The following is a 26797-nucleotide window of genomic DNA, read 5'->3' as shown; positions in this document are numbered from 1 at the left end:
TTAGGTTAGTATTCGCATGGAAAAGCGAACACCTCATTACAGGCTGTCTGCGGTGAAGACCCTGGTCGAAGCTGGCCATGTCAGAGCCACCTTCACGGCGCTGGCCGGGGGTGCGGCGCTGGGTTTGGATTTCGAGGGCATGGTCAGCATTGTCGAAGCACTGACTCCCCAAGATTTCTACAAGAGCATGACGACGCACTCCGACCACCGCATCTGGCAGGACGTGTACCGTCCCATGACGATCGTTGGCGAGGTCTATCTGAAACTGACGGTCCTCGATGACGTGCTGATCGTGTCCTTCAAGGAGCTGTGATCACATGAAGTGCCCCAAGTGCGGAACGGCCGAGCTGGTGCCTGACACCCGCGACCAGCCGTACATCTACAAGGGCGAGACGACCACCATCTCGGACGTGGTCGGCGACTACTGCCCTGCCTGCGGCGAGAGCGTGCTCAGCACCTCTGAATGGGCGCGTGTAAGTACGGTGATGTTGGCGTTCAATCGTCAGGTCAACGCAAGCATCGTCGATCCTGATTTCATTACCAGAGTGCGTAAGAAACTATCGCTGGACCAGCGCGAAGCTGCCGAAATCTTCGGCGGCGGAATCAATGCGTTTTCGCGTTACGAGAATGGCAAGACCAAACCGCCGCTGGCATTGATCAAGCTATTGAAGGTGCTGGATCGTCACCCTGAGCTGCTCGAGGAAATCAGAGCGGCGTAATTTCGCCGGGCCCAATGCTCTTCTCTGACATCTGCAATGTGAGATCGACACAACCGCAGAAAGAATAAACCGCGCGAGCGCCGAAACGCCTGACGTTGGTCAGTACGTGCACGGTAAACATGAAGACGCGACTGACGGAGGAGTTCGTCAGAGCCGCCGTACCCAGAGGTGAATCGGAGCCTGGGTACATGAGGCAACCCGGAAAACCGAGTTGGTAGCGGGGGTAGGATTTGAACCTACGACCTTCGGGTTATGAGCCCGACGAGCTGCCAGACTGCTCCACCCCGCAACAGGAGGGCGCGCATTGTAAGCGCCCTGTGTCGAACATTACAAGCTAAATAATCGGTCTAAGAACTACAGAAAAATCAGCGCGGAATATCCGCCGTCGACGCTGTAAATGCAGTCGACGGCGGTATTTTTCAAGATGCCCGCGTTACGGCAGGACCCGCGCGCACAGGTCCAGCAACACCGACGGGAAAAGTCCGAGGGCCAGCACGGCCACGCCGTTGGCGCTCAGCACGGCGCGCAGCGTGCCGCCAGCTTCGATGGTGTAGGTATCGGACGGCTCATCGAAGTACATGAGCTTGATGACGCGCAGGTAGTAAAACGCAGCCACCACGGACAGCAGCACGGACACCGCGGCCAACCAGCTCAGGCCCACGTTCACCACTGCACCGAGCACGGCGATCTTGGCCCAGAAGCCGACGAACGGCGGCACGCCGGCGGTGCTGAACATCAGCATCATCATGACCGCGGCGAACCAGGGGCTCTTGCGAGCCAGACCCTTGAAGTCCTCGAGCTGGTCGGCTTCGAAGCCCTTGCGCGACAGCAGCAGGATCATGCCGAACGAGCCGACCGACATGATTACGTAGGTCAGTGTGTAGAACATCGACGCGCGGTAGCCGTCGGTCGTGCCGGCGAGAATGCCCAGCAGGATGAAGCCGACGTGCGAGATGGTCGAGTACGCCAGCATGCGCTTCAGATTGGTCTGCGCGATCGCAACCACGTTGCCGATGAGCATCGACGCCACGGCGATCGCGATCAGCATGCCCTGCCAGCTCGCGACCATCGCATCGAGACCTTCAGCCAGCACGCGGATCGCGAGCACAAAGGACGCGATCTTCGGTGCGGAGCCGATGAACAACGTCACCGGCGTCGGAGCACCGTGATAAACGTCGGGCACCCACATGTGGAACGGCACGGCGCCGAACTTGAACGCGATACCGACGATGACGAACGTCAGGCCGAAGATCAGGCCCAGGTTGCCCGCCCCTACTTCGCGCACCGACACCGCCAGCTCATCGAGCTGCAACGTGCCCGCGACGCCGTAGAGGATCGAGAAGCCGTATAGCAGCGCACCGGAAGCAATCGCGCCGAGCACGAAATACTTCATCGCCGACTCGGCTGCGACGCCCGACTCACGATCGAACGCCACCATCGCGTACAGCGACAGCGACAACAACTCGACGCCGAGATACACGGTCAGCAAGCTGCCGGCCGAGGTCATCACCATCACGCCGAGCAGTGCGACCAGCGTCAGGATGAAGAACTCGCCGCGGAACAGGCCGTTCCGCTCCAGGTATTCGCGTGAATACAGCAGCGACACAGCGACCGTTCCGTAAGAGAACAGCTTGAGCACGTCGCCCATCGGATCGGCGATGAACATGCCGTCGAAGGCAACCACGCGACCGTCGACCGCATAGTTCACCGTGACGAACGCGCAGCCCGCCAGCGTGAGCATGGTGAGTGCATAAGTGACCCAGCGCTTGGTGTCGTCCAGGAACACGTCGACCAGCAAGATCACGCAGATCGCCGCCAGCAGGAAAATCTCTGCCGCCGCAGCCTGCATACCAAAGTTTGTTACTACTGCTTCCATCTACTTAGGCTCGATAGGTTCAGAGCTTGGAGACGGTGATCTGCTGCACCAGGTTTTCCACCGTGGGGCGCATCACGTCCAGCAAGGGTGCGGGCCACAGGCCAAGCCCGAGCACCGCCAGCGCCAGCACGCCGAGGACCAGGAACTCGCGGCCATTCACGTCCGTCAGCTCGGCAACGTGATGGTTGGCCACCGGGCCGAACACCACGCGCTTCACCAGCCACAAGGTGTAAGCGGCACCGAGGATCAGCGTCAGGCCGGCCAGGAACGCGTACCAGAAATCGGCACGGAAGCTGGCGAGAATGACCAAAAACTCGCCGACGAAACCGGACGTCGCAGGCAGGCCCGAGTTCGCCATGCCGAACAACACCATGAACGCGGCGAAGATCGGCATGGTGTTCACCACGCCGCCGTACGCGCTGATCTCTCGACTGTGCACACGGTCGTACAGCACGCCGACGCAGAAGAACATCGCGCCCGAGATCAGGCCGTGCGAAATCATCTGCACCATCGCGCCGTCGATGCCCATCGCAGCACCGGTCGTGTCACCGCTGTTCACGCGCATCAACTCGAACGTCAGGAACGAGCCGAGCGTAACGAAGCCCATGTGCGCGATCGACGAGTACGCGATCAGCTTCTTCATGTCCTGCTGCACCAGGGCGACGAAGCCGATGTACACCACGCCGATCAGCGATAGCGAGATCACCAGCCAGTCGAGCGTGTCGCTCGCATCCGGCGTGATCGGCAGCGAGAAGCGCAGGAAGCCGTAGCCGCCCATCTTCAGCATGATCGCCGCCAGAATCACCGAGCCGCCGGTGGGCGCTTCGACGTGCGCATCCGGCAACCAGGTGTGCACCGGCCACATCGGCACCTTCACCGCAAACGCGGCCAGGAACGCACAGAAAATGAACAGCTGCTCGTTCAGGCCCAGCGGCAGGCGCTGGAATTCGGCGATCGCGTAGCTGCACTGACCGGCATCGCAGGTCTGCAGATACATGTAGATCAGCGAGACCAGCATGAACACCGAGCCGAGGAACGTGTACAGGAAGAACTTGATCGTCGCGTACACACGGCGCGGTCCGCCCCAGATACCGATGATGATGAACATCGGGATCAGCATCGCTTCCCACAGCACGTAGAACAGCAACGCATCGAGTGCCGCGAACACACCGATCATCAAGCCTTCGAGGATCAGGAACGCCGCGTAGTACTGCGCCGGGCGCTTGTCGATCACGCTCCAGCCGGCGATCACCACCAGCGGCGTGATGAACGCCGTCAGCACGATCAGCGGCATGGCGAAGCCGTCCACGCCGAGCGCGTAGAACGAGTTGAACACCGGGATCCAGGTGCGCTCCTCGACGAACTGCATCGCCGCGGTCGTGGTATCGAAGTTCGTCCACAGCAGCGTCGAGATGCCGAACGTGACGGCAGTCGTGACGAGCGCGATCCAGCGACCGAGCGCAATGCCCTTGTCGCCGAGCAGGATCATGGCCACACCACCGGCGATGGGCAGCCACATCAAAACACTGAGAATGGGCCAGGTAATCGTCGACATATCTGGTTCTACTTTGAATTACCGCAGCACATACCACGCGAGGAGCACCGACAGGCCGATGATCATCGCGAACGCGTAGTGATACAGATAGCCGGACTGCAGACGGCGCATGACGCCGGACAGCCAGCCAACCAAGCGCGCCGAGCCATTGACCGCCGCGCCATCGATGATCGCCACGTCACCCACCCGCCACAGCGCGGTACCCAGACCGACGCTGCCCTTCGCAAAGACCGCCTGATTGATCTCGTCGAAGTAGAACTTCTTGGCGAACAGCTGATACAGCGCCGAGAACTTGTCGGCGATGACCGCCGGCAGGTCCGGACGCTTGATGTACAGGAACCAGGCCAGCGCCCAGCCCGCGAACGCCAGGTACACCGGCGGCTGCATCATCGCGTGGACGATGAACTGGAACGGGCCATGCCACTCCTCACCGATGTGGCCGAGCACGTTGTGCTCTTCGCTCACGAACAGCACGCCGTTGAAGTAGTCGCCGAACAGCATCGGGCCGATCGTGACCGCGCCGATGAACAGCGACGGAATCGCCAGCAGGATCAGCGGCAACGTCACGACCCATGGGCTCTCGTGCGGCTCGACCGGGCCGTGATGACCGTGATCGTCGTGGGCCGTGCCATGAGCACCCGCGGCTGCGTGGCCATGATCGTCATGAGTATCAGGCTCGTGACCTGCGTCCGCGTCGCTCGTCAGATGCGTGCTGTTGCTCTCGCCGTGAGATTCATGCGACACCTCGCGGAAACGCTCCGGACCGTGGAAGGTCATGAACAACAGACGGAAGCTGTAGAACGCGGTGACGAACACGCCGAGGAACACGCACCAGTACGCGTAGGTCGCGCCCGGAATGTTCGATGCATGCACCGCTTCGATCAGCGCGTCCTTCGAGAAGAAGCCCGACGTGCCCGGGAAGCCGATCAGCGCGAGCGTGCCGATCGCTGACGTCCAGTACGTGATAGGCATGTACTTCTTCAGGCCGCCCATCTTCCGCATGTCCTGCTCGTGATGCATGCCGATGATTACGGAGCCCGCAGCCAAGAACAGCAGCGCCTTGAAGAATGCGTGAGTCATCAGGTGGAACAGCGCGCCGGCGTAAGCGGACACACCCAGCGCCACCGTCATGTAGCCCAACTGTGAGAGCGTCGAGTACGCGACGACGCGCTTGATGTCGTTGTTCACCAGGCCCAGCAGGCCCATGAAGAACGCCGTGGTCGCACCGATGACCAGCACCGTCGACAGCGCCGTCTCGGACAGCTCGAACAGCGGCGACATACGCGCCACCATGAAGATGCCCGCGGTCACCATCGTTGCCGCGTGGATCAGTGCCGAGATCGGCGTCGGGCCTTCCATCGAGTCCGGCAGCCACACGTGCAGCGGCACCTGCGCCGACTTACCCATCGCGCCGATGAACAAGCAGATGCAAACGACCGTGATCGCCTGCCACTCCACGCCCGGGAAGATCGTCATCGTGTTCGCGACGATGGAGTCGCGCGCGTCGAACACCGTCGCGTAGTCGAGCGAGCCGGTGTAATAAGCGACGCCCGCGATGCCGAGCACGAAGCCGAAGTCGCCGACGCGGTTCACCAGGAAGGCCTTCATGTTGGCGAAGATCGCCGACGGCCGCGTGTACCAGAAGCCGATCAGCAGGTACGACACCACGCCCACCGCTTCCCAGCCGAAGAACAGCTGCATGAAGTTGTTCGACATCACCAGCATGAGCATGGAGAACGTGAACAACGAGATATAAGCGAAGAAACGCTGATAGCCCGGATCGTCCTTCATGTAACCGATGGTGTAGACGTGCACGCACAGCGACACGAAGGTCACCACGGTCATCATCATGGCGCTGAGCTTGTCGACCAGGAAGCCGACTTCCATGCGGATGCCGTCGCTCACCAGCCAGGTGTAGACGGTCTGGTTGACGATGGGTGCGTTATCGACCAGCAGCAGCTTCAGCACGTAGGCCGACAGGCCGAACGCGATGGCGACACCGGCAATGGTGACGGTATGAGCGCCGGCGCGGCCGATGACCTTGCCGGCGATGCCAGCGAGGATGGCCGCCAGCAACGGCGCGAGAACGATGGTCAGGAGTACGGATTGCGAGATCATTTCTTGTTAATCCGGGGACTAGCCCTTCATCGTGTCGAGCTGCTCGACGTTGATGCTCTTACGCTCGCGGAACAGCACCACCAGGATGGCGAGACCGATGGCGGACTCGGCGGCCGCGACCGTAAGGATGAAGAACACGAACACCTGCCCGCTGAGATCACCCAGCTGGCGCGCGAACGCGATGAAATTGAAGTTCACCGCGAGCAGCATCAGCTCGATGCACATCAGCAGCAGAATGACGTTCTTCCGGTTCAGGAAGATGCCGGCGACGCTGAGCGCGAACAGAATGCCCGCCAGCATCAGGACGAAGTTCAGGGAAATCATGACTGCTTCTCCCCTCCTTCGATCACGGGAGGCATCTTCACCACGCGGATACGATCCTGCGCGCGCACCGACACCTGAGCGGCAATGTCCTGCTGCTTGAGGCCGGCGCGACGGCGCATGGTCAACACGATTGCCGCCACGATGGCGAGCAACAGGATCACCGCCGCGAGCTCGAACGGATACAGAAACTTCGTGTAGAGCAGCTCACCGAGCGCGGCGGTGTTGCTGTAGCCCTCCGCCACCGCGACCTGAGTGACTGGCGTCACTTCGGTGCCGAGGCTCTTCACCCACACGACGCTACCGATTTCGGCGACCACGATCAGCGCGATGAGAATGCCTAGCGGTGCATAGCGAGTGAAGCCCGCCCTCACCTCCGCGACGTTGACGTCGAGCATCATCACGACGAACAGGAACAACACCATCACGGCGCCGACGTAGACCAGCACCAGCACGATGGCGAGGAACTCCGCCTCCAGCAGCATCCACAGCACGGCGCTGTTGAAGAACGAGAACACGAGGAACAACGCCGCGTGCACCGGGTTGCGCGCAGTAATGACGCCGACGGCTGAAACGAGCAGCACGCCGGAGAACGCGTAGAAAAGAATTTCAGTGATGGACATAACTAGCGGTACTTCGCGTCGGCAGCTTTGTCGGCCGCGATCATGGCTTCGTAGCGATCGCCGATGGCCAGCAGCTTGTCCTTGGTCATGATGTTCTCGCCGGCATTCTCGAAGTGATACTCGTGAATGCGGGTCTCGACGATCGCGTCCACCGGGCAGGCCTCTTCGCAGAAGCCGCAGAAGATGCACTTGAACAGATCGATGTCATAGCGCGTGGTGCGGCGGGTGCCGTCGGCCGCGACATCGGACTCGATGGTGATCGCCAGCGCCGGGCACACCGCTTCGCACAGCTTGCAGGCGATGCAGCGTTCCTGGCCGTTCGCATAACGGCGCTGCGCATGCAGGCCGCGATAGCGAGGCGATTGCGGAGTCTTCTCTTCCGGGTACTGGACCGTGATGTTCGGACGCGCCACGAACTGGCGCATCGTCACGTACAGACCGACCAGCAGCTCGGTCAAAAAGAACGTCTTGAAAAAACTGGCAGGCGTTTTCATGGCTAACTCTTGCTTACCGCCTTACTTCGACCAGGGCCCGATGTCGTACACGAAGAACAAGCCCAGCACGACCAGCCACACCAGCGTGACCGGAATGAACACCTTCCAGCCCAGACGCATGATCTGGTCGTAGCGATAGCGCGGGAACGTCGCACGGAACCACAGGTAACAGAACAGGAAGAACGACAGCTTCAGGAACAGCCAGTGGAAGCCCGGCGCGGTCAGGAAGCCCGGCAGCGGATAACCCTCGAACGGCGACAGCCAGCCGCCGAAGAAGAAGATCGCGGTCAGTGCCGAGATCAGGATCATGTTCACGTACTCGGCGACGAAGAACACGGCGAACGCCATGCCCGAGTACTCGACGTGGAAGCCGGCGACGATTTCCGATTCGCCTTCCACCACGTCGAACGGCGCGCGGTTGGTCTCGGCGACGCCCGAAATGAAATAGACCACGAACAGCGGAATCATCCACCAGAAGAAGTAGCTGAAATAGCCGCCCGACTGCTTGTCGATGATCTCACCGAGATTCAGCGAGCCGGCCGCCATCACGACACCGACCAGCGCGAAGCCCATGGCGATTTCGTAAGCGACCATCTGTGCCGCGGCGCGCATGGCGCCAAGGAACGCGTACTTCGAGTTGGTTGCCCAACCGGCGAGGATCACACCGTACACACCCGCCGAGCTGAGCGCGAGCAGGTACAACAGACCCGCATTGATGTCGGCGACCGCGAAGCCCGGCCACAAAGGCACGACGGCCCACGCAGCGAGCGCAGGAATCACAGCCAGCAACGGCGCGATGATGAACAGGAACTTGTTGGAAGCCGACGGGATGACGATTTCCTTCAGCATCAGCTTGAGCACGTCGGCGAACGGCTGCAGCAAGCCGCCGGGACCGACTCGGTTCGGACCGATACGTGCCTGGATCGAACCGATGACTCGACGCTCGGCCAGCGTCAGGAACGCCATCGTCAGAATCACGCTGACGAACAGAATCAACGCGACCACGCCGTAGAAAACCACGGCGCGGATCCATTCCGGCAGGAACGGCAGTAGCGTGTTTACAAACTCAGGAACACCGTTCACGCGTTCTGTCCTCGCACGGTTTCGCGACCTTCACGCGTGTTCTGCAACGCCGACGAACGACGCACCATGGCATCCACTTGGTAGATGGGAACATCACGCACGGCCGGTGCACCGGCCGACTTCGCCTGCAGCGTGCGCGTAGCAGCCTTCGCAGTGAACGCACCCGCTTCGTCGACCACCTTACGAATGTCGGCGGTGATCTGATCGGCCGCGGTGTATTCGAAGCCCGGCAGATCCAGCAGGTTTGCCAGCACGCGCAACACCTTCCAGCCCGGACGCGACTCACCCACCGGCGACGCTGCACCCGGCACGCTCTGCCAGCGGCCTTCGAGATTCACATACGTGCCGGCCGTTTCGGCGAACGTGCCGATCGGCAACACGACGTCGGCATACTGAGCCGCCGTCGAATACGGCGACAGCGCGACGACGAACTCCGCACCTTCAAACGCAGCACTCGCCACTTCAGCGGCGATGTCGAGCTGCGGCTCAATGGCGCCAAACACGATGTACGCCTTGAGCTTGGCAGCCAGCATGTCGGCGATGTTGAGCCCGGGCGCTGAAACGGTCTGACCGGCAACTGTGCGACCCGGCAAGAAACCAACGATGTGCGCGCCGACGGCGTTGCCGCCTTCCGGCAGGTAACCGAGCGTCGCGCCCGTCAGTTCGGCCAGCGCGCTCGCAACCAGACGCAGATCGGCAAAGGCCGGATCGCGCTGAGCAATCGCACCCAACAGAATCAAACGGCGCTCGCCTTCGCTCAGCTGCTGAGCAATGGCTTTGTGAGTGTCGTTCGGCTGAGCCTGACCCACCAGCGACGCAATCGACGCCGGCGCAGTCTTGCCGCTCGCCTGGATCGCCGCAGCGGCCACAGCGACCAGATGATCGAGCGAGCCGATGCCGTTCGAAGCGAGATAACCCGCAACCGGGAACAGGTAGTCGTAGTGCTGCGCGTTGATGAAGGACACCTTGCCACCCTTCAACGCAGCCTTACGGATGCGATGCGCGAGCAGCGGCACTTCCTTACGCAGATTCGAGCCGATCACCAGCACGCTGTTCTGCGTTTCGAGGTCCTTGATGGAAACACCGAGCGACGGGAACAACGGCTCGCTCGCGTCGTCGCGGAAGTCACTGCGACGCAGACGATGATCGAGGTTCGCGCTGCCCAAACCACGCGCGATGCGCGACAGCAGGAACAGCTCTTCCAACGTCGAATTCGGCGAAGCGATCGCGCCGATCTGTCCGCCGCCCTGTTGCTTGGCGATGCGGCCCAGCTTCTCGGCGACCTTCTGCAGCGCCGTTTCCCAATCGGTTTCCTGAAGCACGCCGTTCTCACGGATGGACGGCTTCATGAGGCGATCTTCGCTGTAGATGCCCTGGTAGCTGAAACGATCACGGTCGGCGATCCAGGTCTCGTTCACGTCCTCGTTGGCTCGCGGCACGATGCGCATCACGCGACCGCGCAGCACGTGCGCGTAGATGTTGGTGCCCACGGCGTCGTGCGGAGAGATCAGCGGATGCTGAGTCATTTCCCAGGCACGCGCGCGATAACGGTACGGCTTGTTGTTCAACGCGCCGACCGGGCACAAATCGATGATATTGGCCGACAGCTCGTGATCGACGCTCTTCTCGATGAACGTGCCGATCTCGGTCATTTCGCCGCGGCCGACAGTGCCCAGCTCCTGGAAGCCCTGCACGTCCTGCGTGAAGCGCACGCAGCGGGTGCAGTGAATGCAGCGGGTCATGTCGGTGGACACAAGCGGACCGAGGTTCTTGTCTTTGACGACGCGCTTGCGCTCGCTGTAGCGAGAGATGTCGCGACCGAACCCCATCGCCAGATCCTGCAGCTCACATTCGCCGCCCTGATCGCAGATCGGGCAGTCGAGCGGATGATTGATCAGCAGGAACTCCATCACGGCGCGCTGCGCGGCGATGGCTTTCGGCGACTTGGTGAAAACCTTCATGCCTTCGGCCACCGGAGTCGCGCACGCCGGCATCGGCTTCGGCGCCTTCTCCACTTCCACCAGGCACATGCGGCAGTTGGCGGCGATCGGCAGTTTCTCGTGGTAACAGAAACGCGGGACGTACACGTCGTTCGCGTCCGTCACCTGGATCACCATCTGACCCTTGCGCGCCTTCATCGGCACGCCATTGACTTCAATATTGACCTCGTCACTCATAGCTCGGTCTCTTAAGCAGCGGCCTGACGACGATCGCGTTCCACGATGCTGTGGCCGTGCTCGATCATGTATTCGAACTCATGGCGGAAGTGCTTCATGAAGCTCTGCACCGGCCAGGCGGCAGCATCGCCGAAGGCGCAAATGGTGTGACCTTCGATCTTGTTGGCGACGTCCACCAGCATGTCGAGGTCCGACTTCTTGCCCTGCCCGGCCAGCATTCGCTTCAGCATGCGGTTCATCCAGCCCGTACCTTCACGGCACGGCGTGCACTGACCGCACGACTCGGCGTAATAAAAACGTGAGATGCGCTCGAGCGCCTTCACCATGCAGGTGGTCTCGTCCATCACGATCATCGAGCCGGTACCGAGGCTCGAACCCACTTTGCGCACGCCGTCGTAATCCATCGTGGCCGTCATCATCGCGTCACCGGGCACGACCGGAACCGACACACCGCCAGGGATCACAGCTTTCAATTTGCGACCGCCGCGAATGCCGCCGCAGATCTCGATCAGATCCTTGAACGGAATGCCGAGCGGCAGCTCGATGTTCTGCGGCTTGTTCACGTGGCCCGAGATCGAAAAGATCATCGTGCCGCCGGCGTTCGGCACGCCCAGATCGGTGAACCACTTCGGGCCCTTGCGCAGGATCGTCGGCACCGACGCGTAGCTCTGCGTGTTGTTGATCGTGGTGGGCTTGCCGTACAGACCGAAGTTGGCCGGGAACGGCGGCTTGAAACGCGGCCGGCCCTGCTTGCCTTCCAACGATTCCAGCAACGCGGTTTCTTCGCCGCAGATATAGGCACCTGCGCCGACGAACGCATACAGATCGAAGTCGGCGCCCGAGCCCAGCAGATTCTTGCCGAGCAGGCCCGCGGCATAAGCCTCTTTCAACGCCTCTTCGAAGCGCGGCACCGGCTCATCGAGGAACTCGCCGCGGATGTAGTTGTAACCGACGGTGGCACCCATGGCGTATCCGCCGATGGCCATGCCTTCGATCAGCGCGTGCGGGTTGTAACGCAGGATGTCGCGGTCGTGGCAGGTGCCAGGCTCGCTCTCGTCCGAATTGCAGACGACGTATTTCTGGCCCGGCGCGTTGCGCGGCATGAAGCTCCACTTCATGCCCGTCGGGAAGCCGGCGCCGCCGCGGCCACGCAGGCCGGAGGCTTTCACCTGCTCGATGATCTCTTCCTTCGGCGTCTTCTCGCGCAGGATCTTCTCCCACACTTCGTAGCCGCCGGTTTTGCGGTAGCTCTCGATCGACGACGGACGCTCCATACCGAGCGTCGCGAAGCAGACGAAGTTGCTCGCGTATTTGCCTAACAGCAGATTGTTTGATTCGTCAGTCATGGTTGGCGATGGCTATGTGTATCGCGACCGTTCGTTACTTGTGCCGATCCAGAATCTCGTCGACTTTTTCAGGCGTGAGATTCTCGTAGTACACGTGGTCGACCATCATCATCGGCGCGTTGTTACACGCAGCCAGACATTCCTCTTCACGCTTCAGGAAGAAGCGACCGTCAGGCGTGCTCTCGCCCACCTTGATGCCGAGCCGCTTCTCGACGTGCGACAGCATTTCCTCGCCGCCGCACAACATGCAGGAGATGTTGGTGCACACGGAGATGCTGTGACGGCCGACCGGCTTGGTCTCGAACATCGAATAGAACGTCGCGACTTCGTAGACCTGGATCGGCGGCAGGCCGATGTACTCGGCGACCGCGTCCATCGATTCCTTGGTGAGATAGCCGCCGATGTCGTGCTGCACGGCGCGCAGCGCGGCGATGACGGCCGAGCGCTTGCGATCCGGCGGAAACTTGGTCAGCCAGTGATCGATCTCATGACGAGCATGCTCGGAGAGCACGCCTTTGTAGCCATGAGGCGCGTCGTGAGCGACGTTGCCGGTATCGATTTCGTCCAGCTCCGGCGCGCTCTTGCCGCCGTCGTTGGAACCTGGATCTTGCGTGCCGCTCATCGGTCCACTTCCCCGAATACGATGTCCTGCGTGCCGATCACCGCCACCACGTCCGCCAGCAAGTGGCCCTGCACCATCTCTTCCAGCGAAGCGAGATGTGCGAAGCCCGGCGCGCGGCATTTCACGCGATACGGTTTGTTGGCGCCGTCGGACACCAGATAAATACCGAACTCGCCCTTCGGCGCTTCCACCGCGGCGTAAGTCTCACCGGCCGGCACGCAGTAGCCTTCGGTGAACAACTTGAAGTGATGAATCAGCGATTCCATGTCGCCCTTCATCTCCTCGCGCTTGGGCGCCGAGACCTTGTGATCCTCGAGCATCACCGGGCCGGGATTGGCGCGCAGCCAGTCGACGCACTGCTTGACGATGCGATTCGACTGACGCATCTCCTCGATGCGTACCAGATAACGGTCGTAGCAATCGCCGTTCACGCCGACCGGAATGTCGAAATCCATGCGGTCGTACACTTCGTACGGCTGCTTCTTGCGCAGGTCCCACTCGATACCGGAACCGCGGAGCATCGCGCCCGTGAAGCCGAGCTGCAGCGCCCGCTCCGGCGACACCACGCCGATATTCACCGTGCGCTGTTTCCAGATGCGGTTGTCGGTGAGCAATGTTTCATATTCATCGACGTTCGCTGGGAAGCGCGCCACGAAGTCATCGATGAAGTCGAGCATGCTGCCGCGACGACGCTCGTTGAGACGATCCACGTCGGCCTGCGAGCGCCACTTCGACGGCTGATACTTCGGCATGCTGTCCGGCAGATCGCGATACACGCCGCCCGGACGATAGTAAGTCGCGTGCATGCGCGTGCCCGACACTGCTTCGTAGCAGTCCATCAGGTCTTCGCGCTCACGGAACGCATACAGGAAGACGGTCATCGCGCCGATGTCGAGACCGTGCGCACCGAGCCACATCAAGTGATTCAGGATGCGGGTGATCTCATCGAACATCACGCGAATGTATTGAGCGCGCTCCGGCACCTTGATGCCGAGCAGTTTCTCGATCGCCATCACGTAGGCGTGCTCGTTGCACATCATCGACACGTAGTCGAGACGATCCATGTAGCCGATCGACTGATTGAACGGCTTGGACTCGGCGAGCTTTTCGGTGCCCCGGTGCAACAGACCGATGTGCGGATCGGCTTTCTGGATGACCTCGCCATCCATCTCCAGCACCAGGCGCAAGACGCCGTGTGCGGCAGGATGCTGCGGGCCGAAGTTCAGCGTGAAATTGTGGATATCGGCCATGGCTACTTCTGAATCTCGGCGCCGACGGGGACTTCCTTCAGCACCTGGTCGTAACGGTTGTCCTCGCGAATGACTCGCGGCACGAGCGTACGCGGCTCGATGCTCACCGGCTGGTAGACGACTCGGCCCTTGGCGGGGTCGTACTTCACTTCGACGTTGCCGATCAGCGGGAAGTCCTTGCGGAACGGATGGCCGATGAAGCCGTAGTCGGTGAGGATGCGGCGCAGGTCCGGATGATTGCGGAACATGATGCCGTACAGATCGAACGCTTCGCGCTCGAACCAGTTGGCGCTGTTCCAGACCTCGAACACGGAGTCGATCACCGGCGGCTCGCCTTCGCTCGGGAAGCTGCGCAGGCGCAGGCGCCAGTTGTTGGAGATCGACAGCAGTTGATAAGTCACCGCGAAGCGCGCCTTCTTGGGCTCGCTGACGGTTTCCTTGATGCGATTGACGCCACGGCTGAAGCCGGTGGCGGTGGACGCGAGCGTATTCCACTCCTCGCGGCCGTAATCCAGATAGTCCACGCCAGCCAGATCGATCAGCTGCTCGAAGCCGAACTCGGCGTCGTCGCGCAATGTTTTGCAGACGGCGAGCAGGTTCGCTGCATCGACTTCGAATGCAACTTCGTTAGGCAGCGCCGGCAACGCACGCAGCTCTTGAGCNTGAGCAAAGCGCGCCGTCAGTCGCGAGGCCAATGTCTCGGTACGTGAACTCATCCCGTTCTCGCTAAACCTATGCTCGCGTCAGCGAGCGATCGTGCTGGTGCGGCGGATCTTGTTCTGCAACTGCAGGATGCCGTACAGCAATGCTTCGGCACTCGGCGGGCAGCCCGGCACGTACACATCGACCGGAACGATCCGGTCGCAGCCGCGCACTACCGCGTACGAGTAGTGGTAGTAACCGCCGCCGTTGGCGCAGGAACCCATCGAGATCACCCAGCGCGGCTCGGGCATCTGGTCATAGACCTTACGCAGCGCCGGCGCCATTTTGTTCACCAGGGTGCCGGCCACGATCATCACGTCCGACTGACGCGGACTCGGACGGAACACCACACCGAAGCGGTCGAGGTCATAGCGAGCGGCGCCCGCATGCATCATCTCGACGGCACAACAAGCGAGACCGAAAGTCATCGGCCACATCGAGCCGGTGCGCGCCCAGTTCATGAGCGAATCGACCGTAGTGGTCATGAAGCCGCGTTGAGCTACCGCGGCGTCCGGCGTTTCCGCCGTGGGAGCCGTCAATCCCATTCCAACGCCCCCTTCTTCCACTCGTACACGAAGCCCACCACCAGAATCAGCAGGAATACACCCATGGCAGCGAGCCCGACCATGCCGACCGCGTCGAGCGCGACCGCCCACGGAAACAGGAAGGCGATTTCCAGATCGAACACGATGAACAGGATCGCCACCAGGTAATAGCGCACGTCGAATTTCATGCGCGTATCGGAATAAGCCTCGAAGCCGCACTCATAGGGAGAGAGTTTTTCGGCGTCGGGTTTGCGCGGGCCGAGCAGGAAGCCCAGGCCGATGAGCACGGAGCCGAGCACGGCGGCCACGCCCAGAAAGATCAGGATGGGAACGTAGTTCTGCAACATCGCGTAAGCTGCTGACGCGCCGGGTCCGGCGGCGGCGCGCATTGTATCAGTCCGGTCCAAAAAGGGTTCTATAAGAATTGCACGAAGGCAGCCTTCTCCGGCGAAGAACCCTCAAAAAAGCCGAAAAACAGTAGCGTTTGGGCGCAGTTGAACCCACCTGGGTCAACCTGCCCGCCGCTTGAAGGCGGGCGCAGGATACGCTGAATCAGGCAGTTGGCAAGCACCTGAGATCTGCAGCGCAAATGCCCGTCGCAGAGAGAGTTCTTTGTTGTCCGCCGGAAGCTGGCGAGGAACGATCAACGGCGATGACGCGGTAATCGCGATCGATCGCCGATGTGAGAATGAATGGTGCGGCTGAGAGGACTCGAACCTCCACGGATTGCTCCACTACCACCTCAAAGTAGCGTGTCTACCAGTTCCACCACAGCCGCACTGAAATCGACTGGCGAGTTTCTTCGACTCGCTTGAAAACCTGTTCTGCGTAATTCTACTGTTTCGGCGGCTCGTTCGGTGCCGGTTGAGGTGCCGGCTCCACGGGCTGCTCGACTGCCTGATCCGCAGGCGGCACGGGCGGTGTGCTTGTCGCCGGCAGCTCCGGTGCCTTGTCCTGCAGATTCACACGATCAATCACGCTCTTCGGCGCCGTCGGGGCGCGACCGCCCAGATACGCCAGCGTCAAGCTGGTCGCGATGAACAGCGCGGCGAGCGTTGCTGTCGTACGCGACATAAACGACGCCGAGCCGCGAGCACCAAACACGGTGCCCGACGCGCCCGCGCCGAAGCCGGCGCCTGCGTCAGCGCCCTTGCCGCGCTGGAGTAACACCAGCGCCACAATGGCCGCGGCGATCAACAGGTGAGCAATCACCACCGCCGAATGTAACCAGTTCATACGATTCGATTCCGCTTCAATGCGCCTACTATGCTCAGTGCGCCTGAGCCGCGGCGCAGATCTTCAGGAACTCATCCGCCTTCAGCGCCGCGCCCCCGATCAGTCCACCGTCGACATCCGGCATGGCGAAGATCTCCTTCGCATTGCCGGCCTTCACGCTGCCGCCGTACAGCACCTGCAAACGGGCCGCGATATTAGCATCACGGGCCGCCACCTCGGCGCGAATATGTGCGTGAACTTCCTGCGCCTGCTCCGGCGTCGCATTCTTACCCGTGCCGATCGCCCAGACCGGCTCGTACGCGACCACCGCCTGCTGTAGCGCCCCCGGGGCCGCCACATCCAATACAGCCTTCAGCTGCCGGGAGATCACTTGCATGGTCTGCCCTTTCTCCCGCTCCTCCAGCGTTTCGCCGACGCAGAGGATCGGGATCAGACTCTGCGACTGCGCCGCCAGAAACTTACGCGCCACCAGCGCGTCGTCCTCGCGGTAGATCGTGCGCCGCTCGGAGTGGCCCACGATCACATAAGTGCAGCCAACGTCCTTCAGCATGGCCGCCGAGGTCTCGCCGGTAAACGCACCGATCGACTCGGCGCACACCGTTTGCGCGCCCAGCTTCACGATCGAATCCTTCAGCAACCGTCCCACTTCCCAGAGGTACACATCGGGCGGACACACGGCGATATCGACAGGCACCTGCCCCGGCAAGCCGAGCAACAGGCCCTCGATCAACTCGGCGTTCTGTGCGCGCGAGCCGTGCATCTTCCAATTCCCGGCAATGAATGGCCGGCGCATCGGCAGTACCTCTACAGTTAGTGTTCGGGCCGCCCCCTGCGAAGGGCGCGGAAGCTTAGCGGCGAGTCAGGTGGAAATCAAACAGAAATCATGAGTTAGGCGACTCAGCCCACGGCAACCTTCTGTTCCGCAGCCGCCGCCACCGTATTCGCCAATTCCCGGCAGATCTCCCTGACCAGCTTTTCGTCCCTGCCTTCGACCATGACGCGGATCACGGGTTCAGTGCCCGAGGGACGCAACACGATGCGGCCGGTGTCAGCCAGCCTGGTCTCGGCCCGCGTCACGGCCTCGGCAATCTGCGGCGAGCTGAACGGGTCGATCTTCTTGGCGACGCGCACGTTCTCCATCACCTGCGGATACTTCGGCATCGGCGCGGCCAGCTCGGCCAGGCTGCTGCCGGTCTCCTTCATGATGGCCAGCACCTGCAACGCGCTGATGAGGGCGTCGCCGGTGGTGGTGTGATCGAGGCACAGCAGATGACCGGAGGTCTCGCCGCCCAGCGTGCCGCCAGTCTCCTTGAGCAGCTCCATCACGTAACGATCGCCGACCTTGGCGCGACGGAATTCGATGCCCTCTTTCTGCAACGAGTGCTCCAGACCGAGATTGCTCATCACGGTGCCGACCACCGGACCTTTCAACAGTCCCTTCTGTTTGCGAGCACGCGCGATGATGTACAGCAGCTGATCGCCATCGACGGTGCGCCCGAGGTTGTCGACCATCACCAGACGATCGCCGTCGCCGTCGAGCGCGATGCCCGCCTGCGCCTGCACGCCCGGCACGGTGAGCTGCAACAGGCCCGGCGAAGTCGAGCCGCAATTCAGATTGATGTTACGGCCGTTCGGCGAAGAGCCGATCGGCACGATCTCGGCGCCGAGATCCGCGAGCACGCGCGGCCCCACTTTGTAGCCCGCGCCGTTGGCGCAATCGATCACCAGCTTGAAGTCCGATAAATCCAGGCCCGGCACGGTGCTCATCGCGAATTCCTGATAGCGCACGCGCGATTTGTCGACACGCGTTGCGCGACCGAGCTCGCTGGAGCTGCGCGTCACCGGCGGATCGTCCAGATACTGTTCGATCTGCGCCTCGACATCATCGGTCAACTTGCCGCCGTTGCGATCGAAGAATTTGATGCCGTTGTCTTCGTACGGATTGTGAGAAGCGCTGATGACCACGCCGAAGTCACATTCGAAACGTTTGGTGAGATACGCGATGCCGGGCGTTGGCAACGGGCCGATCAGCATCACGTTCACGCCCGAAGCGACGAAGCCCGCTTCCAGCGCGGACTCGAACATGTAACCCGAGATGCGCGTGTCCTTGCCGACCAGCACCGTGCCGCCCTTCGGGGCGAGCACACGCGCTGCCGAGCTCGCCAGCTTCAGTGCGAATTCCACGGTGAGCGGATGATCCCCAACGCGGCCACGCACGCCATCGGTGCCAAAGTACTTGCGGCTCAAAGCGGCTCCCTCGAATGCTTAGTTTTCAATTGGCGCGCGTGCGTTATAACCGGCAGCGCGTAAGGCCTGGGCGACTTTCACGGCGTCGACCGTCTCGGCCACGTCATGGACTCGAAGAATAGCAGCCCCGGCGAGCACAGCGGCCGTGGCCACGGCCAATCCGCCCGCCAGGCGCTGTTCTACCGGCCGGCCCAGCAGTGCCTGGAACATGGACTTGCGGGACACGCCGACCAGCAGCGGCAGCCCGGCATTCGGTCCCGGGCGGCTCAGCTGAGGCAGGTGCGCCAGCAGGTCGAGATTATGCTCAAGGCGCTTGCCAAAACCGATACCGGGGTCGAGAACCAGACGGTCGCGGGTGATGCCAGCGGCCAGACAGGCCTCGACTCGCTGCTCCAGGAATGCGGTCACTTCCCCTACGACGTCATCGTAGCGCGGCTCGTGCTGCATGGTCCGTGGCTGCCCTTGCATGTGCATGAGACACACCGCCGCGTCCGTGCGAGCGGCCGCATCGAGAGCGCCGGGCTCCCGAAGAGCACGAACGTCGTTGATCAAACTTGCGCCAGCAGCGACTGCAGCGCTCATGACGGCGGCTTTGCTGGTATCGATGGAAATGGGAACGGAGGTACGTGCGGCGAGCGCTTCGATCACAGGGACCACGCGACGGATCTCCTCTGCCTCGCTCACATCGGCGGCCCCGGGTCGTGTGGACTCACCGCCCACATCGATCATTGCAGCGCCCTGCTCGATCATGAGCAGCGCGTGCTCGACCGCTCGAGACACATCGATGAACTGGCCGCCGTCGGAAAAGGAATCCGGCGTGACATTGAGAATGCCCATCACCCGCGGTGAGGACAGATCGAGTTGCTGAGAGCCGCAGCGCAGCTGCATGAATTTTCTTTCCGGCTGAAACGGAAAGAGGCGCGTTGCCGCGCCTCTCTCCAACGTCCATACCGCCAGCAGTTAGTGCTGGCTGGCCGGCTTGCCGATCGGGGCCTCGCCGCCCTTCTCGCGCTCGCGGCCCTTGCCGCTGCCACTGCCACCGAACGGCGCGCCGCTGTCGTCCCAGCCCGCGGGCGGCTTCGGATCGCGGCCTTCCATGATGTCCTTGATCTGAGTCTCGTCGATGGTCTCGTACTTGATCAGGGCCTCGGACATCTTGTGCAGCTTCTCCAGATTGGTCTCGAGAATGTGCTTGGCGCGCTTGTAGTTGGTGTCGATCAGCAAGCGCACTTCCTCGTCGATGGCGTGAGCCGTGACATCGGAGACCTGCTTGTGCTGCGTCACCTGGCGACCCAGGAACACCTCACCCTGATCTTCGCTGTAAGTCAGCGGACCGAGGCGATCCGACAGACCCCACTTCGTGACCATGTTGCGGGCGATTTCGGTCGCACGCTCGATGTCGTTGGACGCGCCGGTCGTGATCGAATCGGGTCCGAAGATGATTTCCTCGGCAATACGGCCGCCGAACAGCGTGCTGATGCGGCTTTCCAGACGACGCTTGCTGGTGCTGTAGCGATCGGCTTCCGGCAGGAACATCGTCACGCCCAGCGCGCGACCGCGCGGGATGATGGTGACCTTATAGACCGGATCGTGCTCGGGCACCGTCAAGCCGATGATGGCGTGACCAGCCTCGTGGTACGCGGTGAGCTTCTTCTCCTGCTCGTCCATGACCATGGAGCGGCGCTCGGCGCCCATCATGATCTTGTCCTTGGCGCGCTCGAACTCGTCCATGGTCACCGTGCGACGGTTGGCGCGAGCGGCGAACAACGCAGCTTCGTTGACCAGGTTGGCGAGGTCGGCACCGGAGAAGCCCGGCGTACCACGCGCAATTACCTGCGGCTTCACGTCTTCAGCCAGCGGCAGCTTGCGCATGTGAACTTTCAGGATCTGCTCGCGACCGCGCACATCCGGCAGCGGCACCACGACCTGACGGTCGAAGCGGCCCGGACGCAGCAGCGCCGGATCCAGCACGTCGGGACGGTTGGTGGCGGCGATGACGATCACGCCCTCGGTGCCTTCGAAGCCATCCATTTCGACCAGCAGCTGGTTCAACGTCTGTTCGCGCTCGTCGTGACCGCCGCCCAGGCCGGCGCCACGATGGCGACCGACGGCGTCGATTTCGTCGATGAAGATGATGCACGGTGCATGCTTCTTGGCCTGGTCGAACATGTCACGCACGCGGCTCGCACCCACGCCGACGAACATTTCGACGAAGTCGGAGCCGGAGATAGTGAAGAACGGCACTTTGGCTTCGCCGGCGATGGCGCGGGCCAGCAGCGTCTTACCCGTACCCGGCGAGCCGACCATCAGCACGCCACGCGGAATCTTGCCGCCCAGGCGCTGGAACTTGCCCGGGTCTTTGAGGAACTCGACGATCTCGACCACTTCTTCCTTGGCTTCGTCCACGCCTGCGACATCGGCGAACGTGACCTGTACCTGGTCCTCGCCGAGCAGTCGTGCGCGACTCTTGCCAAAGGACATGGCCCCCCTGCCGCCGGCGCCGCCTTGCATCTGCCGCATGAAGTACACCCACACCGCGATCAAGAGCAGGATGGGGAAGGAAGAAATGAACAGTTGCATCAGGAACGACTGACGCTCGGGTGCGGCCCCGGAGAACTTCACGTTGTGCTCGATCAGTGTGCCGATCAGCTCGGAGTTCTCGGTCTCGGGATTGTTGACGCTGAACTGCTCGCCATTGGTGCGAACGCCGCGAATGACATCCGTCGTCTTGTTGAGGGTGACTTCGGCGACGCCGCCGTCCTTCACTTGCTGCAGGAAGGTGGAGTACGGCATCTCCTGGATGCCACCGGATCGCGCACTGAAGTTGCTGACCACCGTGGCAACGACCACGGCGATGACGATCCAGAGTACGATGTTCTTGGCTAGGTCGTTCAAAGTCCCATCCTCGTGTGCCCCGTCCCCTCGATCCTGGATCGTGGCAGCAGCCTGGAAGTAAATAAGTAGGCGCCGATTGACACTACACCACCGGACCGGGACGCGCCATAACCGACTTCCTGATCCTGTTCAACCCTAAAAGTAAGTCCGGCCAGCTTATGCCTTAAAGTCTCGGCCCAGCAGGTAAAGTTCCGGATTTCGCTGCGCGCAGGCATCCGGTTTACGTACTTTGACGCCCGCCAACTGCCGCCCCCGGAATACCGAGACCGGGAATCGCCTCCCGACCACAGCCGCTGACGGGCAAATTCCACGACAGTTCAACCAGATGCATCGAGCGGTCGTAGTCCACATCGGCGTTGCCGGTGGTATTGGGGACCATATCCGGTATTACAAGCGGTGGGCGCGCTCCTGGAGCAGCCTGGGGCGCCTGTTTTACGTACGGGCCGCTGTCATGTTCGGCAAGCCATTCCCGGCTCGATTTAGTACGCTTAGCCATGACCCAAGTTCAGCAGCTTTCCGAAAAGCAGAAAAAGTACCTGCGCGGCCTCGCCCACGGTAAAGACCCCATCATTCTCATTGGCTCATCCGGGCTGTCCCCGGGCGTTGCCAAGGAGTTCGACCTCGCGCTGGGCGCGCACGAGCTGGTGAAAGTGAAAGCCCGCGTCGGTGACCGTGAAGAGCGGGACACCATTCTCGCCGAACTGGCCAAGCAAAGCGGCAGCTCTTTGGTCCAACGCATCGGCAACGTGGGTGTGTTCTACCGCCCGCACAAGGACAAGCCGAAGATCATCCTGCCCGCGGATTAGAGGCTCTGCTGGCGCGTCTTCCAAACCAGCGCCAGCGCACTCAAGCAAGCGATGAGGAACAGCGCGGCAGACATGCCGTGCAGCATGCCGAAGCGGGTCATGTCGCCTGCTTCGCGGGCGGTGTTCATCATCGGACCGAGAATGAGCTCGCTCGCCAGCGGCGCGGCGGCCGTCAGCAGGATCAGCCAGAGAATCGCTTTGCTGGTAGCGAACGCTTTGCGTGCGGCAAAGATTGCGAGGAGCGCGATCGCGACCACGACGCCCAGCCACGTCTCGATGTGAAACAGCCGCGCCGCCATCTGCCCTGCGAGCTGGCGCTCCGGCAGCGTCGCGAACAATTGCGGCGCGACGATGCCGCACACCGTCCACAGCGAGCCGGCCCAGAGCGTCACCAGGAACGTCGAGCAGAAACTGAGGAAAGAGGACCCGGAGGTCCTCTCAGACATAGCGGACGCTGACGATCTCGTAGCTCTTCGTGCCGTTCGGCGCGACCACATCCACGACGTCGCCCTTCGACTTGCCCACCAGCGCACGCGCGATCGGCGACGAGACGGAAATCAGGCCGTGTTTGATATCGGCCTCGGCGTCGCCGACGATCTGGTAGAGCACTTTGTTGCCGGTGTCCTCGTCTTCCAGATCGAGCGTCGCACCGAACACCACTTTGTCGGTAGCCGGCATCGAGGCCACGTCGATGATTTCCGAGTTCGACAGGTGCGACTCGATGTCCTTGATGCGGCCTTCGATGAAGCTCTGCTGCTCGCGCGCAGCGTGATACTCCGCGTTCTCGCTCAAATCGCCATGCGCACGCGCCTCGGCAATTGCCTGGATCACGCGCGGACGATCCTCGCTCTTCAAACGCTTCAGCTCGACGCGCAGTTTTTCGGCGCCCTTCAAAGTCAACGGCAGACGTTTCACGATGCGATCTCCAATCGCTGGCCGGTCGTGACGGTCCCGCTGCTACGCGAGATCTCCTCATGCAGATCCTGCAATCGGTTCACGTCGACCTCATTCATGTGGGCAATGGCATCACAGGTCGCCAGTCCCGCCGCCACTGTCGTGTAGTAGGTGACGCGCTTGTGGACTGCTTCGCGCCGGATGGAACGCGACTCGAAGATCGCCTGCTTGCCTTCGGTGGTATTGACGATCAGCGAAATCTCGTCGTTTTTTATCATGTCCACGATGTGAGGGCGACCCTCTCGCACCTTGTTCGCCGTGCGGCACGCAATTCCCGCATTGCTGATGGCTTCCGCAGTGCCAGAGGTTGCTACGATTTCGAATCCCTGCGCGACCAGGCGCCGCGCGAGCTGCACTGCCGCGGGCTTGTCGCGCTCGCGCACGCTGATCAAGCAAACGCCGCGCGTCGGCAGAATGACGCCCGATGCGAGCTGCGCCTTGGCGTAAGCCTCGCCAAACGAACGGCCAGTGCCCATCACCTCGCCGGTGGATTTCATTTCCGGACCGAGAATCGGATCGGCCTCGGGGAACTTCGAGAACGGGAACACCGATTCCTTCACCGCGAAGAACTTCGGCACACGCTCCTCGGTCAGGCCGAGATCCTTCAACTTCGCTCCGGCCATGACCCGCGCCGCCATCTTCGCCAGCGGCACGCCGGTCGCTTTGGAGACAAACGGCACGGTGCGCGAGGCACGCGGATTCACTTCGAGGATGTAGACGACGCCGTTCTGGATCGCGAACTGGATGTTCATCAGGCCGACGACGTTCAGGCCCCTGGCGAGCTTGCGGGTCTGTTCCTTCAACTCGGTCTGCGTCTCGGCGGACAGGCTGTTCGGCGGCAGTGAGCAACCAGAGTCGCCCGAATGCACGCCCGCCTGCTCGACGTGTTCCATGATGCCGCCGATGTAGACATCTTCGCCGTCGCAGATCGCGTCCACGTCGACTTCGATGGCCTGATCGAGGAAGCGATCGAGCAGCACCGGGCTGTCGTTCGACACTTTCACCGCGTCGGTCATGTAGGTGCGCAAGTCGTCCTCGTTGAAGACCACTTCCATCGCGCGACCGCCCAGCACGTACGACGGGCGCACGACCAGCGGGAAGCCGACCGTCTTCGACATGCTGATGGCCTGCTCTTCGGTGCGGGCCGTGCAATTCGGCGGCTGCTTCAGATTCAGCTGCTGCACGAGCTGCTGGAAGCGCTCGCGGTCTTCGGCAACGTCGATCGCATCCGGTGTCGTGCCGATGATCGGCGCGCCCGCGGCTTCGAGCGCGCGGCACAGCTTCAGCGGCGTCTGGCCGCCGTACTGCACGATCACGCCGACTGGCTTCTCCTTGTCGATGATCTCCATAACGTCTTCGAGCGTCAGCGGCTCGAAGTACAGACGATCCGACGTGTCGTAGTCGGTGGAGACCGTCTCGGGATTGCAGTTCACCATGATGGTTTCGAAGCCCGCTGCGCGCAGCGCGAGCGCCGCGTGCACGCAGCAGTAATCGAACTCGATGCCCTGCCCGATGCGATTCGGACCGCCGCCAAGAATCATGATCTTCTTGCGATCGGTCGGATTCGCCTCGCACTCCTCGTCGTAGGTCGAGTACATGTAAGCCGTCGAAGTCGAGAACTCGGCGGCGCAGGTGTCGACGCGCTTGAACACCGGGCGAATGCCCATGGTGATGCGCTTACGGCGCACGCTCGCTTCGTCTATACCGAGCAGCGTCGCGAGACGACGATCGGAGAAACCTTTGCGCTTGAGCTGCCACACGCGATCGCGCGTGAACGCTTCGAGGCCCTGCTCGTGCACCTTCTGCTCTTCGAGCACGATGTCGTGGATCTGCGCGAGGAACCAGGGGTCGATGCGCGACAGGGACTGCACTTCATTGAAAGACAGGCCGGCGCGCAACGCGTCGCCGACGAAGCGCAGGCGATGCGGACCCGGCATGCGCAGCTCTTCACGCAGCTTGTGCATCTGTTCTTCGGTGAGCGGCAGCGTGAGCAACGGATCGAGGCCGTCGGTGCCCACTTCCATGCTGCGCAGCGCCTTCTGCAGCGACTCCTGGAACGTGCGGCCCATGGCCATCGCCTCGCCCACCGACTTCATCTGGGTGGTGAGGCGATCGTTGGCGCCGGGGAACTTCTCGAACGTGAAGCGCGGAATCTTCGTGACCACGTAATCGATCGTGGGCTCGAACGAGGCCGGCGTCGCGCCGCCCGTGATTTCATTGCGCAGCTCATCGAGCGTGTAGCCGACCGCGAGCTTCGCGGCGACCTTCGCGATCGGAAAGCCCGTCGCCTTCGACGCGAGCGCCGAAGAGCGCGACACACGCGGATTCATTTCGATGATGAGCAGACGACCGTCGGCGGGATTGAGCGCGAACTGCACGTTCGAGCCGCCGCACTCCACGCCGATCTTGCGCAACACCGCGATCGAGGCGTTGCGCATCATCTGATATTCCTTATCGGTGAGCGTCTGCGCCGGCGCGACCGTGATCGAGTCGCCGGTGTGCACGCCCATAGGATCGAGGTTCTCGATGGAGCAGATGATGATGCAGTTGTCGGCGCGATCGCGGACCACCTCCATCTCATATTCCTTCCAGCCGATCACCGACTCTTCGAGCAGCACTTCGGATGTCGGCGAGGCGTCGAGACCGCGCTCGACGATGGTGACGAACTCTTCGCGGTTATACGCGATGCCGCCGCCCGAACCGCCCATGGTGAACGACGGACGAATGATCGTGGGATAGCCGATCTCGGCCTGCACAGCCAGCGCTTCGTCCATGCTGTGCGCGATCTTCGAACGCGGCGACTCCAGGCCGATCTCACGCATGGCGTTGCGAAACTTCTCGCGGTCTTCGGCCATGTCGATGGCTTCGCGAGACGCGGCGATCAACTCGACGCCGTATTTTTCCAGCACGCCCTCGCGCACCAGGTCGAGCGCGCAGTTGAGCGCCGTCTGTCCGCCCATCGTGGGCAGCAACGCGCTGGGACGTTCCTTCGCGATGATGCTCTCCACCGTGCGCCAATGGATGGGCTCGATGTAGATGGCATCGGCGGACTCCGGATCGGTCATGATCGTGGCCGGATTGGAGTTCACCAGGATGACGCGATAGCCCTCTTCCTTGAGCGCCTTGCAGGCCTGCGCGCCGGAATAATCGAACTCGCACGCCTGGCCGATGACGATCGGGCCAGCGCCGATGATCAGGATGCTTTTGAGGTCAGTACGTTTGGGCATG

At 62.0% G+C, this 26797-nt stretch carries 25 protein-coding genes and 2 tRNA genes; 3 read left to right on the top strand and 24 right to left on the bottom strand.

Features of this window, described 5'->3' with window-relative positions; genetic code table 11:
- Positions 1–16 precede the first annotated feature (16 nt).
- Both D0550_RS29785 and D0550_RS29780 read left to right on the top strand, forming a co-directional pair.
- Complete coding sequence (locus D0550_RS29785) at positions 17–313, top strand: type II toxin-antitoxin system MqsR family toxin (RefSeq protein ID WP_116812833.1); 297 nt, start codon at positions 17–19, stop codon at positions 311–313.
- A 4-nt stretch (positions 314–317) separates the two neighbouring features.
- Positions 318–719 (top strand): type II toxin-antitoxin system MqsA family antitoxin, encoded by a 402-nt coding sequence (locus D0550_RS29780; RefSeq protein ID WP_116812832.1) that lies wholly within the window; start codon positions 318–320, stop codon positions 717–719.
- 212 nt (positions 720–931) lie between these two features.
- Here the strand turns inward: D0550_RS29780 and D0550_RS29770 are convergent.
- The 21 genes from D0550_RS29770 to ftsH all read right to left on the bottom strand — a co-directional run bounded on the left by D0550_RS29770 (position 932) and on the right by ftsH (position 21809).
- Positions 932–1008: transfer RNA gene (locus D0550_RS29770), tRNA-Met, on the bottom strand.
- Between the two features lie 144 nt (positions 1009–1152).
- Entirely contained in the window at positions 1153–2595 is a 1443-nt protein-coding gene (gene nuoN, locus D0550_RS29765; protein ID WP_116812830.1) for an NADH-quinone oxidoreductase subunit NuoN, read from the bottom strand.
- Between the two features lie 19 nt (positions 2596–2614).
- Positions 2615–4150: an NADH-quinone oxidoreductase subunit M gene (locus D0550_RS29760; RefSeq protein WP_116812829.1), complete on the bottom strand. Its 1536-nt coding sequence runs from the start codon at positions 4148–4150 to the stop codon at positions 2615–2617.
- An 18-nt stretch (positions 4151–4168) separates the two neighbouring features.
- Complete coding sequence (gene nuoL / locus D0550_RS29755; protein ID WP_116812828.1) at positions 4169–6268, bottom strand: NADH-quinone oxidoreductase subunit L; 2100 nt, start codon at positions 6266–6268, stop codon at positions 4169–4171.
- Between the two features lie 18 nt (positions 6269–6286).
- Entirely contained in the window at positions 6287–6592 is a 306-nt protein-coding gene (gene nuoK, locus D0550_RS29750) for an NADH-quinone oxidoreductase subunit NuoK (RefSeq protein WP_116812827.1), read from the bottom strand.
- The gene (locus D0550_RS29745; RefSeq protein WP_116812826.1) at positions 6589–7212 is read right to left on the bottom strand and encodes an NADH-quinone oxidoreductase subunit J; all 624 of its coding nucleotides are present in this window, start codon (positions 7210–7212) and stop codon (positions 6589–6591) included. Before D0550_RS29745 ends, nuoK begins: the two co-directional genes overlap by 4 nt.
- 2 nt (positions 7213–7214) lie before the next feature.
- Positions 7215–7706, bottom strand: coding sequence for an NADH-quinone oxidoreductase subunit NuoI (gene nuoI / locus D0550_RS29740; protein ID WP_116812825.1), 492 nt, complete (start codon positions 7704–7706; stop codon positions 7215–7217).
- A 21-nt stretch (positions 7707–7727) separates the two neighbouring features.
- Positions 7728–8747 (bottom strand): NADH-quinone oxidoreductase subunit NuoH, encoded by a 1020-nt coding sequence (nuoH, locus tag D0550_RS29735; protein WP_116812850.1) that lies wholly within the window; start codon positions 8745–8747, stop codon positions 7728–7730.
- A gap of 38 nt (positions 8748–8785) precedes the next feature.
- The gene (gene nuoG, locus D0550_RS29730) at positions 8786–10966 is read right to left on the bottom strand and encodes an NADH-quinone oxidoreductase subunit NuoG (RefSeq protein WP_116812824.1); all 2181 of its coding nucleotides are present in this window, start codon (positions 10964–10966) and stop codon (positions 8786–8788) included.
- 11 nt (positions 10967–10977) lie between these two features.
- Entirely contained in the window at positions 10978–12312 is a 1335-nt protein-coding gene (gene nuoF, locus D0550_RS29725; RefSeq protein WP_116812823.1) for an NADH-quinone oxidoreductase subunit NuoF, read from the bottom strand.
- 34 nt (positions 12313–12346) lie between these two features.
- Positions 12347–12934 carry an NADH-quinone oxidoreductase subunit NuoE gene (gene nuoE / locus D0550_RS29720; protein WP_116812822.1) on the bottom strand — a complete coding sequence of 196 codons (588 nt, stop codon included), beginning with the start codon at positions 12932–12934 and terminating at the stop codon, positions 12347–12349.
- Positions 12931–14184 (bottom strand): NADH-quinone oxidoreductase subunit D, encoded by a 1254-nt coding sequence (locus D0550_RS29715; protein WP_116812821.1) that lies wholly within the window; start codon positions 14182–14184, stop codon positions 12931–12933. The genes nuoE and D0550_RS29715 overlap by 4 nt, the downstream gene beginning before the upstream one ends.
- Positions 14185–14186: 2 nt before the next feature.
- A complete protein-coding gene (locus D0550_RS29710; protein WP_116812820.1) occupies positions 14187–14900 on the bottom strand; it encodes an NADH-quinone oxidoreductase subunit C in 714 nt (237 codons plus the stop codon).
- A gap of 27 nt (positions 14901–14927) precedes the next feature.
- Positions 14928–15431 (bottom strand): NuoB/complex I 20 kDa subunit family protein, encoded by a 504-nt coding sequence (locus tag D0550_RS29705; protein ID WP_116812819.1) that lies wholly within the window; start codon positions 15429–15431, stop codon positions 14928–14930.
- Complete coding sequence (locus D0550_RS29700; protein WP_116812849.1) at positions 15422–15778, bottom strand: NADH-quinone oxidoreductase subunit A; 357 nt, start codon at positions 15776–15778, stop codon at positions 15422–15424. The genes D0550_RS29705 and D0550_RS29700 overlap by 10 nt, the downstream gene beginning before the upstream one ends.
- A gap of 346 nt (positions 15779–16124) precedes the next feature.
- A tRNA-Leu gene (locus D0550_RS29695) sits at positions 16125–16209 on the bottom strand.
- A 56-nt stretch (positions 16210–16265) separates the two neighbouring features.
- Positions 16266–16667: a preprotein translocase subunit SecG gene (gene secG, locus D0550_RS29690; protein WP_116812818.1), complete on the bottom strand. Its 402-nt coding sequence runs from the start codon at positions 16665–16667 to the stop codon at positions 16266–16268.
- Between the two features lie 34 nt (positions 16668–16701).
- Positions 16702–17460 (bottom strand): triose-phosphate isomerase, encoded by a 759-nt coding sequence (tpiA, locus tag D0550_RS29685; RefSeq protein WP_116812817.1) that lies wholly within the window; start codon positions 17458–17460, stop codon positions 16702–16704.
- A 104-nt stretch (positions 17461–17564) separates the two neighbouring features.
- The gene (gene glmM, locus D0550_RS29680) at positions 17565–18914 is read right to left on the bottom strand and encodes a phosphoglucosamine mutase (protein ID WP_116812816.1); all 1350 of its coding nucleotides are present in this window, start codon (positions 18912–18914) and stop codon (positions 17565–17567) included.
- An 18-nt stretch (positions 18915–18932) separates the two neighbouring features.
- Positions 18933–19802, bottom strand: a complete 870-nt coding sequence (folP, locus tag D0550_RS29675) for a dihydropteroate synthase (RefSeq protein WP_116812815.1) — start codon at positions 19800–19802, stop codon at positions 18933–18935.
- 72 nt (positions 19803–19874) lie between these two features.
- Positions 19875–21809 (bottom strand): ATP-dependent zinc metalloprotease FtsH, encoded by a 1935-nt coding sequence (gene ftsH, locus D0550_RS29670; RefSeq protein WP_116812814.1) that lies wholly within the window; start codon positions 21807–21809, stop codon positions 19875–19877.
- 494 nt (positions 21810–22303) lie between these two features.
- On the opposite strand from ftsH, the gene yhbY reads away from it, so the two are divergent.
- Complete coding sequence (gene yhbY, locus D0550_RS29665; protein WP_116812813.1) at positions 22304–22615, top strand: ribosome assembly RNA-binding protein YhbY; 312 nt, start codon at positions 22304–22306, stop codon at positions 22613–22615.
- Here the strand turns inward: yhbY and D0550_RS29660 are convergent.
- From D0550_RS29660 to carB, 3 genes are read right to left on the bottom strand one after another with little or no spacing between them, the layout of a single operon-like run.
- Positions 22612–23061 carry a DUF4149 domain-containing protein gene (locus D0550_RS29660; protein WP_161966125.1) on the bottom strand — a complete coding sequence of 150 codons (450 nt, stop codon included), beginning with the start codon at positions 23059–23061 and terminating at the stop codon, positions 22612–22614. The two genes, yhbY and D0550_RS29660, sit on opposite strands and share 4 nt — an antisense overlap.
- Entirely contained in the window at positions 23054–23530 is a 477-nt protein-coding gene (gene greA / locus D0550_RS29655; protein WP_116812811.1) for a transcription elongation factor GreA, read from the bottom strand. Before greA ends, D0550_RS29660 begins: the two co-directional genes overlap by 8 nt.
- Positions 23527–26796, bottom strand: coding sequence for a carbamoyl-phosphate synthase large subunit (carB, locus tag D0550_RS29650; RefSeq protein ID WP_116812810.1), 3270 nt, complete (start codon positions 26794–26796; stop codon positions 23527–23529). Before carB ends, greA begins: the two co-directional genes overlap by 4 nt.
- Position 26797 lies beyond the last annotated feature (1 nt).

The organism is Steroidobacter cummioxidans (assembly GCF_003104955.1).
Note: the sequence above shows the minus strand (reverse complement) of the source record. Positions and strands in the feature narration are given on the sequence as shown.